General features: G+C 63.4%; 12 protein-coding genes. 9 read left to right on the forward strand and 3 right to left on the reverse strand.

What is annotated here, in order from left to right; genetic code table 11:
• Positions 1–22 precede the first annotated feature (22 nt).
• Positions 23–2,206, forward strand: coding sequence for a hypothetical protein (locus tag VUG52_RS20970; protein WP_050704233.1), 2,184 nt, complete (start codon positions 23–25; stop codon positions 2,204–2,206).
• A 245-nt stretch (positions 2,207–2,451) separates the two neighbouring features.
• Here the strand turns inward: VUG52_RS20970 and VUG52_RS20975 are convergent, their stop codons facing one another.
• Positions 2,452–2,757 (reverse strand): DUF2288 domain-containing protein, encoded by a 306-nt coding sequence (locus VUG52_RS20975; protein ID WP_050704232.1) that lies wholly within the window; start codon positions 2,755–2,757, stop codon positions 2,452–2,454.
• 358 nt (positions 2,758–3,115) lie between these two features.
• Between VUG52_RS20975 and VUG52_RS20980 the strand changes: the two genes are divergently transcribed.
• The 7 genes from VUG52_RS20980 (at position 3,116) to VUG52_RS21010 (ending at position 10,653) form a co-directional block, all read left to right on the forward strand.
• Positions 3,116–4,231 (forward strand): branched-chain amino acid ABC transporter substrate-binding protein, encoded by a 1,116-nt coding sequence (locus VUG52_RS20980; RefSeq protein ID WP_050704231.1) that lies wholly within the window; start codon positions 3,116–3,118, stop codon positions 4,229–4,231.
• Positions 4,232–4,467: 236 nt separating this feature from the next.
• Positions 4,468–5,391 (forward strand): high-affinity branched-chain amino acid ABC transporter permease LivH, encoded by a 924-nt coding sequence (gene livH, locus VUG52_RS20985; RefSeq protein WP_028692119.1) that lies wholly within the window; start codon positions 4,468–4,470, stop codon positions 5,389–5,391.
• Complete coding sequence (locus tag VUG52_RS20990; RefSeq protein WP_028692120.1) at positions 5,388–6,644, forward strand: high-affinity branched-chain amino acid ABC transporter permease LivM; 1,257 nt, start codon at positions 5,388–5,390, stop codon at positions 6,642–6,644. The genes livH and VUG52_RS20990 overlap by 4 nt, the downstream gene beginning before the upstream one ends.
• Entirely contained in the window at positions 6,641–7,408 is a 768-nt protein-coding gene (livG, locus tag VUG52_RS20995; protein WP_050704230.1) for a high-affinity branched-chain amino acid ABC transporter ATP-binding protein LivG, read from the forward strand. The genes VUG52_RS20990 and livG overlap by 4 nt, the downstream gene beginning before the upstream one ends.
• A complete protein-coding gene (locus VUG52_RS21000) occupies positions 7,409–8,110 on the forward strand; it encodes an ABC transporter ATP-binding protein (RefSeq protein WP_011532591.1) in 702 nt (233 codons plus the stop codon).
• A 154-nt stretch (positions 8,111–8,264) separates the two neighbouring features.
• Positions 8,265–8,942: a COG3650 family protein gene (locus tag VUG52_RS21005; RefSeq protein WP_050704229.1), complete on the forward strand. Its 678-nt coding sequence runs from the start codon at positions 8,265–8,267 to the stop codon at positions 8,940–8,942.
• 103 nt (positions 8,943–9,045) lie between these two features.
• Positions 9,046–10,653: an NAD(P)/FAD-dependent oxidoreductase gene (locus tag VUG52_RS21010; protein ID WP_050704228.1), complete on the forward strand. Its 1,608-nt coding sequence runs from the start codon at positions 9,046–9,048 to the stop codon at positions 10,651–10,653.
• A 72-nt stretch (positions 10,654–10,725) separates the two neighbouring features.
• On the opposite strand, the gene VUG52_RS21015 is transcribed toward VUG52_RS21010, so the two are convergent.
• Positions 10,726–11,190, reverse strand: coding sequence for a glycine zipper 2TM domain-containing protein (locus VUG52_RS21015; RefSeq protein WP_050704227.1), 465 nt, complete (start codon positions 11,188–11,190; stop codon positions 10,726–10,728).
• 147 nt (positions 11,191–11,337) lie between these two features.
• On the opposite strand from VUG52_RS21015, the gene VUG52_RS21020 reads away from it, so the two are divergent.
• Positions 11,338–11,568, forward strand: coding sequence for a hypothetical protein (locus tag VUG52_RS21020; protein ID WP_050704226.1), 231 nt, complete (start codon positions 11,338–11,340; stop codon positions 11,566–11,568).
• Between the two features lie 111 nt (positions 11,569–11,679).
• Here VUG52_RS21020 and pdxH read toward each other — a convergent pair whose 3' ends face one another.
• Positions 11,680–12,327: a pyridoxamine 5'-phosphate oxidase gene (pdxH, locus tag VUG52_RS21025; protein WP_050704225.1), complete on the reverse strand. Its 648-nt coding sequence runs from the start codon at positions 12,325–12,327 to the stop codon at positions 11,680–11,682.
• Positions 12,328–12,340: the final 13 nt, after the last annotated feature.

Below are 12,340 nucleotides of genomic sequence, written 5' to 3' on the forward strand. Positions count from 1 at the left end.
CACACCAGGCAAATGGCGCACTATGACCTCTACGAACACTTCTGCCAATGCGGCTCCCGAGCCGACCCTCAGCCCCACCTCGCTGACCGCTGGCAGTGCTCGAGACCTACCCGCCGCCCGCAGCATGCCGGCGCAGCAGTACCTGTACTTCACCGAGCAGGACATCCAGCGCATCCTCGACAACCTCGACGGCCTGCGCGACCTGGTGTTCCCGCCGAACCTGCACGTCGAGGACGAGGACCAGCTGCGCCTGGAGCAGCAGTTCCCGTCGGTGTGCCTGATCGGCCTGGGCCGCTGCGGCTCGAACATCGCCCTGGACGTGGCGGAGCTGGTGTACAACGCCCGCACCTTCTTCCTCAACGAGTACAACAACGAGGACCGCTTCAAGGGCGAGGCCGGCTACAGCCCGGCGCGCTGGATCCGCCAGAACCTGCGCCTGGTGCAGAACAAGGCCGCCAAGCCGGTGTTCCTGGTCGAGCCGCTGGTGATGCTGGGTGACCTGGACAAGGACATCGCCGGGCGCATCCGTTTCTCGCGCAAGGGCGAGCGCGGCGGCTTCCTGCGCGACTACAGCAAGATGAAGATCATGGACCTGTCCGAGGTGCATGCCGGGGGCGCCGGTAACGCGCCGATCCTTGGCCAGTACCTGGCCAAGATCATCCTCAACAAGGACACCCAGCGCTTCTCCAGCGCCGACTGGAAGCTGATCCACTCGTACCTGATCGACTCCTGCGGCATCAAGGCCAACCAGTCGCGCCTGTACTTCTACATCTTCAGCGCCGGTGGCGGCACCGGCTCGGGGATGGCCTCGGAGTTCGGCCTGGCCCAGCAGTATTCGTACATGAACAAGACCTTCGACACCAAGCCGGCCGACGAGAACGACGGCAAGAGCGGGCACTCGTTCGTCTTCGAACCGATCTTCACCAGCGGCATCTGCGTGCTGCCCAACGCCTCCGACCACCGCAGCGAGATGTCCGAGGCGCTGCACATCAACGCCGGCCGCCTGCTGTGCAAATACCTGTCGGAGGAATGGGACTTCTCGTACAACTTCGACAACGAAGACAGCAGCGAAGCCAGCGTCATGGGCCGCATCCGCCCGTGGAACGCGATGATGCTGATTTCCAACGACATCATGCGCTACGCCGAAGAAAGCGATGACGGCACGATCCAGAACATCGACGTCAACGCCATGGAGAAGCACGCCAACCAGTACATCTCCCAGCAGATCTTCAACATCCTCACCGCCCAGGCGGTGACCACCGACTACGACCAGAACTACTTCCGTCGCGCCGGCATCGACATCGGCGAGACCATCCGCCTGGACGCCAACGACCTGTTCATGAGCCTGGCCGGCCCCGTGGCCATTGCCTACGCCGAATCGGTGGTGCCGGAAGTGCCGCCGGCGGGGTCGGACAAGTTCAAGGTGTTCGAGCGCGAGCAGCCGCGCCTGGACATCGACGACCTGTTCTTCCGCTCCATCGACCTGCCGCACTTCAACAAGCAGACCCAGGCCATCGAGGGCATCAGCCTGCTGCCGATCGAGTCGCGCCGCTACCGCGCCGCGCTGGAGCAGTACCAGGCCTCGGGCTACGACGCCGCGGCCTTGCACGACCTGCACTTCTTCAAGAACTGCTCGTCGGTGGTGTCGATCGTATCCTTGCCCAAGGACTACAAGCTGTCGTACATGGACCTGAACCGGCTCAAGACCCACCTCAACAGCCTGTTCCCCAACACCACGCTCAAGCGCTACGCGCTGGTGATCGGCGCCTCGGCCAACCTCTCGCTGACCACCCTGATCGCCAAGAGCCCGTGCCTGTCGGACGACTTCCTGACGCTGATCGTGGCGTTCATCAAGCGTTGCTTCGCGCGCAACCCGTACCGCTTCGACGACACCATGGACAACGCGATCCTGGAGTTCATCACCAGCGAGCACTTCGATGAAGACAGCATCGACGACCTGCTCAACGAGTTCGAGAACCCGGCGAAGATCCTCGACACCAACTGGTACGCGATCAAGCCGATGTACGAGAAGAAATACCGCGAGCTGATCAACGACAAGAGCAGGTTCGTCTCGATCAACGATATCCGCCTGTCGCGCGAGTGCGTGAAGAAGGCGGTGAAGTACCTGCGCGAGATCTTCCGCCATCGCATCGGCAAGACCCGGGTGATTTCGCTGAACAGCCATACCGGGCGCGTGGATTACTGATAGAGCAGGGGCCACTTAGTGGCCCTTTCGCGGCACAAGGCCGCTCCTACAGGAAATCGCGCCCTCCTGTAGGAGCGGCCTTGTGCCGCGAATGGGCTGCGCAGCAGCCCCAGTTACGCATGCCGTAAACTGTTACCGGCCCGCCAAATCACCCCGCCACTGTTACCAACTTCCACCTTACGTGAGCGTCAACGCGCACCAGCGTGGGGCATCTGCGCGTTTTTGCGCACTAAAAAAGCGCGTGCTTATTCCGCTTTCTTCGCCTGGATCACGATGAACGGCGAAACCACCACCGCCCAGATCTCTGGATCGCGGGTTTGCAGGTCGAGCGCCTGCTCGGCGGAAACCGGCCCGACAGTGCCATCACTACGCCACTTGGCAAAGATCTCGCTGCGATTCTCGGCCATCGCCTCGGCAACGGTGATGAGGTCGAGGCTGGGGTCGACCCAAATCAGGTCACCCTTGGCCCAGAAACGCTCCAGGGCTTTCCACTCGATGACGGCGGTCTCGCCGAGCAATTTGGCATAGAGGGTGCTTACTTGATCAGTCATGGGTTTACCTGCGCAAAGATCGTCCAACAAAAAGGCCGGCATTTTTGCAGAAAAACCTGGTTTCAAATACGTAATTTGGTCGATCAGGCCCGAACTTGTGGGGGCGAGCCGCAGATACAGGCAAAGTGATGGCGCTTTTCTGTATCTTTATGTCGACCAGGCGACACCCCTCGAAACAGACGCTTTTCGCCCGCTTTTCAAGCGCTCGGACGGCGCTCTACACTGTACCGGTACAGTTCCGGGACATGTTCCGGGGGAAGGTGGGCTCACGGCATGGCGTAGCCAGGCCGTAGATCCCGCCCGGTCTGTAGCCCTGGCCTCAGGACTATAAGAATTACAACAGAATGAGTGGAGCACTATGATCAAGATTTCCAAGCTGTTTGCCGCGATGGTTCTGGCCGGAGTCGCCAGCCATTCGTTTGCCGCCGACACCATCAAGATCGGCATCGCCGGTCCCAAGACCGGGCCGGTGACCCAGTACGGCGACATGCAGTTCGTCGGCGCCAAACAGGCCATCAAGGACATCAACGCCAAGGGCGGCGTCGATGGCAAGATGCTCGAAGCCAAGGAATACGACGACGCGTGCGACCCTAAACAGGCCGTGGCCGTCGCCAACAAAGTGGTCAACGATGGCGTCAAGTACGTGATCGGCCACCTGTGCTCCAGCTCCACCCAGCCTGCGTCCGACATCTACGAAGACGAAGGCGTGATCATGATCACCCCCGCCGCCACCTCCCCGGACATCACCAGCCGTGGCTACAAGATGGTCTTCCGCACCATCGGCCTGGACAGCGCCCAGGGCCCGGCCGCCGGCAACTACATCGCCGACCACGTCAAGCCGAAGGTCGTCGCGGTCCTGCACGACAAGCAGCAGTACGGCGAAGGCATCGCCACCGCGGTCAAGACCACTCTCGAGAAGAAAGGCACCAAGGTCGCCGTCTTCGAAGGCCTGAACGCCGGTGACAAGGACTTCTCCTCGATCATCCAGAAGCTCAAGCAGAACAACGTCGACTTCGTCTACTACGGCGGCTACCACCCGGAGCTGGGCCTGATCCTGCGCCAGGCGCAAGAGAAGGGGCTGAAAGCCAAGTTCATGGGGCCGGAAGGCGTGGGTAACGACTCCATCTCGCAGATCGCCCAGGGCGCCTCCGAAGGCCTGCTGGTCACCCTGCCGAAGTCGTTCGACGCCGACCCTGCGAACAAGGCCATCGTCGACGCCATCAAGGCCGACGGCAAGGACCCGAGCGGTCCGTTCGTGTTCCCGGCCTATTCGGCTGTCCAGCTGATCGCCGAAGGCATCAAGGCTGCCAAGTCCGAAGACACCGACAAGGTGGCTGCCGCCATCCACGCCGGTACCTTCAAGACCCCGACCGGCGACCTGTCCTACGACGATAAAGGCGACCTGAAAGACTTCAAGTTCGTGGTCTACGAATGGCACTTCGGCAAGCCGAAGACCGAAGTCTCCCCTCAGTAACTGCGTGACTAATAGCTGACCGAGAAGCCCACTGTGCGAGCAGTGGGCTTTGTTTTACGAGGTTCTATGGACCTGATTCCCGTGATCCGGGAGCCGGTTCACCTGAAAATCTTAAAACCGTCACCCGCGGTTTCCTGGTTGTGCCCGCACAAGATCACGTGGCGTAGACCACGAGAACATGGGCCGGGGTCATCCCCCGCCAGAGAAATGCAAATCAGGTTTTTAGGAGCGCTGTAATGCCTGAGATCTACCATTTCCTACAACAACTGGTTAACGGATTGACCATCGGCAGTACCTACGCGCTGATCGCCATCGGTTACACGATGGTGTACGGCATCATCGGCATGATCAACTTCGCCCACGGCGAGGTGTACATGATCGGTTCCTACGTGGCCTTCATCGCCCTCGCCGGGCTGGCCATGATGGGCATCCACTCGTTGCCGATCCTGATGACCGTGGCCTTCGTCGCCACGATCTTCGTCACCAGCGCCTACGGCTACAGCATCGAACGGGTCGCCTACCGGCCGCTGCGCAACAGCAACCGGCTGATCCCGCTGATCTCCGCCATCGGCATGTCGATCTTCCTGCAGAACACAGTCCTGCTGTCGCAGGACTCCAAGGACAAGTCCATCCCCAACCTGATCCCCGGCAGCTTCTCGTTCGGCCCGGGGGGCGCGGAGGAAGTGCTGGTCTCGTACATGCAGATCCTGGTGTTCGTGGTGACCCTCGTCGCCATGACCTGCCTGACCCTGTTCATCTCCCGTTCCCGCCTGGGCCGCGCCTGCCGCGCCTGCGCCGAGGACATCAAGATGGCCAACCTGCTGGGCATCAACACCAACAACATCATCGCCCTGACCTTCGTCATCGGCGCCGCGCTGGCGGCGGTGGCGGCCGTGCTGCTGAGCATGCAGTACGGGGTGATCAACCCCAACGCCGGTTTCCTGGTGGGCCTGAAGGCCTTCACCGCGGCGGTACTGGGCGGCATCGGCAGCATCCCGGGCGCCATGCTCGGCGGGCTGGTGCTGGGCGTGGCCGAAGCGTTCGGCGCCGACATCTTCGGCGACCAGTACAAGGACGTGGTGGCATTCGGTCTTTTGGTTCTTGTCCTGCTGTTCCGGCCGACCGGCATCCTGGGCCGCCCGGAGGTTGAAAAAGTATGAACAGAAATCTCAAACAGGCGTTCTTCAGCGCCTTGCTGGTCTGGGCCGTGGCCTTCCCGGTGCTGGGCCTGAAACTCAGCATCGACGGCATCAGCCTGATCGTGCACAGCCAGGGCTCGTTCACCATCAGCATCATCGCCGCGTGCTCGGTGCTGATGTTCCTGCGCGTACTGTTCGACAAGCAGTGGAGCGCGGTGATGGGCCGCCGCTCGGAGCGCAAGCTGGTACCGCCTTCGGTGACCAACTTCCTCACCCTGCCGAAGACCCAGCGCTGGGTCATCATGGGGCTGATCGTGGCGGCGCTGATCTGGCCATTCTTCGGCTCGCGCGGCGCGGTCGACATCGCCACGCTGATCCTGATCTACGTGTTGCTGGGCCTGGGCCTGAACATCGTGGTGGGGCTTGCGGGCCTGCTCGACCTGGGTTACGTCGGCTTCTACGCCGTCGGCGCCTACAGCTACGCGATGCTCTCGCACTACCTGGGCTGGAGCTTCTGGGTGTGCCTGCCGATCGCCGGCCTGATGGCCGCCACCTTCGGCTTCCTGCTCGGTTTCCCGGTGCTGCGCCTGCGCGGCGACTACCTGGCGATCGTGACCCTGGGCTTCGGCGAGATCATCCGCCTGTTCCTGCGCAACCTCACCGACTGGACCGGCGGCCCCAACGGCATCAGCAACATCCCCAAGCCGGAGTTCTTCGGCCTGACCTTCGAACGCCGCGCCGCCGAGGGCATGCAGACCTTCCACGAGTTCTTCGGGCTGGAATACAACTCGATCAACAAGGTGATCTTCCTCTACCTGGTGGCCCTGCTGCTGGCGTTGCTGGCGCTGTTCGTCATCAACCGCCTGCTGCGCATGCCGATCGGGCGGGCCTGGGAAGCGCTGCGTGAAGACGAGATCGCCTGCCGCGCGCTGGGCCTGAACCCCACCGTGATCAAGCTCTCGGCGTTCACCCTGGGTGCCTGCTTCGCCGGTTTCGCCGGCAGCTTCTTCGCCGCCCGCCAGGGGCTGGTGACACCGGAGTCGTTCACCTTCATCGAGTCGGCGATCATCCTCGCCATCGTCGTGCTGGGTGGCATGGGTTCGCAGTTGGGCGTGATTCTCGCGGCCATCGTGATGATCCTGCTGCCGGAGATGATGCGTGAGTTCAGCGAATACCGGATGCTGATGTTCGGTGCGCTGATGGTGTTGATGATGATCTGGCGTCCGCAGGGCCTGCTGCCCATGCAACGTCCGCACATGGAGCTGCCTCGATGAGCCGCGAAATTCTGCAAGTCAGCGGCCTGAGCATGCGCTTCGGCGGCTTGTTGGCGGTCAACGGCGTGGGCCTGACCGTCAAGGAAAAACAGGTGGTGGCATTGATCGGCCCGAACGGCGCCGGCAAGACCACCGTGTTCAACTGCCTCACCGGCTTCTACAAGCCCAGCGGCGGCACCATCCTGCTCGACGGCCAGCCGATCCAGGGCCTGGCCGGCCATCAGATCGCCCGCAAGGGCGTGGTGCGGACCTTCCAGAACGTGCGCCTGTTCAAGGAAATGACCGCGCTGGAAAACCTGCTGATCGCCCAGCACCGTCACCTGAACACCAACTTCTTCGCCGGCCTGTTCAAGACCCCGAGCTTCCGTCGCAGCGAGAAGCAGGCCATGGAGCGCGCGCAGTACTGGCTGGAGAAGGTCAACCTGACCGAGTTCGCCAACCGTACCGCCGGCACCCTCGCCTACGGCCAACAGCGGCGCCTGGAAATCGCCCGCTGCATGATGACCCAACCGCGGATCATCATGCTCGACGAACCGGCCGCGGGCCTCAACCCCAAGGAGACCGAGGACCTCAAGGCCCTCATCGCCTACCTGCGCGAATCCCACAACGTGACCGTGCTGCTGATCGAGCACGACATGAAACTGGTGATGAGCATTTCCGACCACATCGTGGTGATCAACCAGGGCACGCCCCTGGCCAATGGCACGCCGGAAGAGATTCGCGGCAACCCTGATGTGATCAAGGCCTACCTGGGGGAGGCGTAAATGCTGAAGTTCGAGAACGTTTCCACCTTCTACGGCAAGATCCAGGCGCTGCACAGCGTCAACGTGGAGATCAACCAGGGCGAGATCGTCACCCTGATCGGTGCCAACGGCGCCGGCAAGTCGACCCTGCTGATGACCCTCTGCGGCTCGCCCCAGGCGAGCAGCGGCAGCATCAAGTACCTGGGCGAGGAACTGGTCGGCCAGTCGTCCTCGCACATCATGCGCAAGAGCATCGCGGTGGTGCCGGAAGGCCGCCGCGTGTTCTCGCGCCTGACCGTCGAGGAGAACCTGGCCATGGGCGGTTTCTTCACCGACAAGGGCGACTACCAGGAGCAGCTGGACAAGGTCCTGCAGCTGTTCCCGCGCCTGAAGGAACGCTACATCCAGCGCGGCGGCACCATGTCCGGCGGCGAGCAACAGATGCTGGCCATCGGCCGGGCGCTGATGAGCAAGCCCAAGCTGCTGCTGCTTGACGAACCGTCGCTGGGCCTGGCGCCGATCATCATCCAGCAGATCTTCGACATCATCGAACAGCTGCGCCGCGATGGCGTGACGGTGTTCCTGGTGGAGCAGAACGCCAACCAGGCGCTGAAGATCGCCGATCGGGCTTATGTGCTGGAGAACGGCAAGGTGGTGATGCAGGGTACCGGTGAAGCGTTGCTGACCGACCCGAAGGTGCGCGACGCGTATCTGGGGGGTTGAATGATCAAAGGGCCTTCGGGCCCTTTTTTCTTGCGCCTGCACAGGCCTCATCGCAGCGTGGGAGCGGGCTTGCCCCGCGATGAGGCCCTTGTGATCCATGCGCACCCTGCGTAACGTGGCCAGCTCTTTTGCAAAGTTTCCCGGAGCCCGCCGCATGCGCCTCACCCCTTCCCTGCTGCTTACCGCCCTGCTGCCGCTGTTCGCCGGCTGCCAGATGCTGGCCGAAAAACCGGTCGACCCGAACCTGGGCACCACCCGCATGCAAGGTGAACTGAGCGCGGCCGGCGGTCATCTGCTGTTCAAGCCCTGCAGCGAAAGCCGTCGCTTCATCGTCAACGACGTTGCCGCCACCGGCATCCTGCAGGAAGCCGCCAACCTGGCCGACGACGCCGGTGACAAGCTGTTCGCCGACGTCCGCGCGCGCATGACCGGCAGCAAGCAGGCCGGCAGCGACGGCCAGCTCGACGTGACCCGCCTGTACCGCCTCGAAACCTCCGAGTATTCCGGCTGCGAAGATCCGAACTTCAAGCAGCTGACCCTGCGTGCCGGCGGCCACGAGCCGGACTGGGACATCAAGGCCAGCGGCAAGGGCATGGTGCTCAACCGCATCGGCCAGGATCCGCTGGCGCTGCCCTACCTGGAAGAGGCAATGCCCGGCGGTGGCCTGAGTCTGTCCAGCGAGGCCAACGGCCAGCGCGTCGAGCTGTGGGTCGCGCCGCAGCGCTGCGTCGACGGCGCCACCGGTGCCATCCGCCACCTCAAGGCCGAGCTGCGCATCGACGGCAAGACCCTGCAGGGCTGCGCCTACTACGGCGGCGCCCGCGACCTCTGATCGCCAGGCACTTTTATCCTGCCAGTCGGGGCGGCTAACAGCTTATACTTGGCGGTTTGTGTAAAGCCGCCGGCCGCCCATGGCCGGGATACTGGACCCTGCCATGCTACGAATCACCGAACTGAAGCTGCCCCTGGACCACTCCGACGACGAATTGCGCGCCGCCATCGTCCAGCGCCTGGGCATCAGCGATGAGCAACTGCTCGGCTTCACCCTGTTCAAGCGCAGCTACGATGCGCGCAAGAAGAACAGCGAACTGCTGTTCATCTACACCATCGACCTTGAAACCAGCAACGAAGCCGAGCTGCTGCGCCGCTTCGAAGGCGACGCCAAGATCGGCGTGGCCCCGGATGTCAGCTACAAGTTCGTAGGCCAAGCCCCGGCCGAGCTGACGCAACGGCCGATCGTGGTCGGCTTCGGCCCCTGCGGTATCTTCGCCGGGCTGCTGTTGGCGCAGATGGGCTTCAAGCCGATCGTGCTCGAGCGCGGCAAGGAAGTGCGTCAGCGCACCAAGGACACCTGGGGCCTGTGGCGCAAGAGCGTACTCAACCCCGAGTCCAACGTGCAGTTCGGCGAAGGCGGCGCCGGCACCTTCTCCGACGGCAAGCTGTACAGCCAGATCAAGGACCCGAACCACCACGGCCGCAAGGTACTGGAAGAGTTCGTCAAGGCCGGCGCGCCGGACGAGATCCTCTACATCAACAAGCCGCACATCGGCACCTTCCGTCTGACCAGCATGGTCGAGAAGATGCGCGAGGAAATCATCACCCTGGGCGGTGAAGTACGCTTCGAGCAGAAGGTTACCGACCTGCTGATCGACGGCGAACAGCTCACCGGCGTGGTACTGCAGAGCGGTGAACAGCTGCACTCGCGGCATGTGGTGCTGGCCCTGGGGCACAGCGCCCGCGATACCTTCCGTATGCTCCACGCCAAGGGCGTGTTCATGGAAGCCAAGCCGTTCTCGGTCGGTTTCCGTATCGAGCACCCGCAGTCGCTGATCGACAAGGCGCGCCTGGGCAAGTACGCCGGCCATCCGAAACTCGGCGCCGCCGACTACAAGCTGGTGCACCACGCCAAGAACGGTCGCTCGGTCTACAGCTTCTGCATGTGCCCGGGCGGCACCGTGGTCGCCGCCACCAGCGAACCGGGCCGCGTGGTCACCAACGGCATGAGCCAATACTCGCGTAATGAGCGCAACGCCAACTCCGGTATCGTCGTCGGTATCGACCCCGAGCGCGACTACCCGGGCGGCCCACTGGCTGGCATCGAGCTGCAGGAACGCCTGGAGGCCCATGCCTACGTGATGGGCGGCAGCAACTACCAGGCACCGGCGCAGCTGGTGGGCGACTTCGTCGCAGGCCGCCCGTCCACCGCGCTGGGCAGCGTCGAGCCGTCCTACAAGCCGGGCGTGACCCTCGGCGACCTGGCCCCGAGCCTGCCGGACTTCGCCATCGAGGCGATCCGTGAGGCGCTGCCGGCCTTCGACCGCCAGATCAAGGGCTACAACCTGCACGACGCGGTGCTGACCGGCATCGAGACCCGCACCTCGTCGCCGCTGCGCATCACCCGTGATGCCAGCTTGCAGAGCCTCAACCTCAAGGGCCTGTTCCCGGCGGGCGAAGGCGCGGGCTACGCTGGCGGCATTCTTTCGGCCGGCGTGGATGGCATCCGTATCGCCGAAGCGGTGGCGCGAGACATGCTCGGCCTGTAATCCGATCGCGGCTACAGGCAAAAGAAAACCCCGAACAGGCCAGGCCCGTTCGGGGTTTCTTTTGTACGGCGATCAGTGAGTGACGCGGCTGGTGCCATCGACGGTCATGATGCGCACACGCTCGCCCACGCGGAAAACCTCGTTCTGCTGCACTTGCTGCACATAGGCGCGCATGCTGCCGTCGTCTTCACGCACGGTGATCTCGACACCCTGGGTGCGGGTCAAGCCCTCTTCGGCGGCGGAACCTGCCAGGCCACCGGCCACGGCACCGATCACCGCAGCCACGACGCTGCCACGGCCGCCACCGATGGCGCTACCGGCGACACCACCGACGATGGCGCCAGCACCACCACCGATCGGGGTCTTGGTGCCTTCGATCTTCACCGGACGCAGGGATTCGATGGTGCCCATGCGCACGGTCTGCACGCGGCGAGCCTCATCACGGGAGTAGCTGTCGCCGGTCAGCGACGACTGGCAGCCGCCCAGCAGCAGCGACACGGTGGTGAAGCTGGCCAGCAGCAAAGCGGATTTACGCATGGGGTCAATCTCCATAAGACAGGTGTCCATTAGACTCCGCGCCTTGACAAGTGTCACGGCGCAAACGTTATAAAATTGTTTTCATTCAGCCCAGGTACAGCCTATGCCAACTGTGTGGCGGGCTTTTACGTGAGACCAAGGATAGCCATGGATTACTTCATCGTCGTCGTGGTGACTATCGCCGGCCTGTATTTTCACGGGTGGCTGTATGTGCGCATGCGGCGCTGGATGGACCGGGACCTGGCGCTGTCGCTGGCCGGGGAGGATCCGGCGAAGCGGGATTTCATGCTCGAGTTGCTGGAGCGGGCGCGGGTCGAGAAGGTGCGGCGCAAGGAGTTGGCGGCGTGGCTGGAGCGGGAGGCGGCCGGGTATCGGTAATGCTGGGGCTGCTTTGCAGCCCATCGCGGCACAAGGCCGCTCCTACAGGGGTTACGCGATCCCTGTAGGAGCGGCCTTGTGCCGCGATGGGCCGCGCAGCGGCCCCAGATGTCAGGGCGCCAAACGCTCGCGCAGCCACTGGCCATCGACCAACCGGAAGTTCAGCCGGTCGTGCAGACGACTGGCCCGCCCCTGCCAGAACTCGACACGCTCCGGCACCAGGCGATAGCCACCCCAGTGTTCCGGGCAATGCGGTTGCGTATCGGAAAAGCGCGCCTCGGTGGCCTTGACCAGCCCTTCCAGTTCCTCGCGGTCGGCAATCACCTGGCTCTGCGGCGACGCCCAGGCGCCCAGGCGGCTGCCCAGCGGACGTACCTGGTAGTAATCGTCCGACTCCTTGGCCGTGACCTTTTCCACCCGCCCTTCGATCCGCACCTGGCGCTCCAGCGCCGGCCAGAAGAAAGTCATGGCCGCGAACGGGTTCGCCGCGATGTGCTGGCCCTTGGCGCTTTCATAGTTGGTGAAGAAGGTGAACCCTCGGGCATCTAAGGCCTTGAGCAACAGCACCCGGCAATGCGGGCGGCCGTCGGCATCGACAGTCGCCAGGGTCATGGCGTTGGCTTCCACCGGTAGCTGCTCGGTCTTCACCGCATCGGCAAACCAGTGGTGGAACAGCGCGAACGGCTCCCCCGGGGCCTGGGCTTCGGCCAGGCCATCACGGGTGTAGTCGCGGCGCATATCGGCCAGGGATTGGGTCATGACTGCGTTTCCT

Origin of the sequence: Pseudomonas sp. LH21, from assembly GCF_036549575.1 — a bacterium.
Classification (GTDB): domain Bacteria; phylum Pseudomonadota; class Gammaproteobacteria; order Pseudomonadales; family Pseudomonadaceae; genus Aquipseudomonas; species Aquipseudomonas peradeniyensis.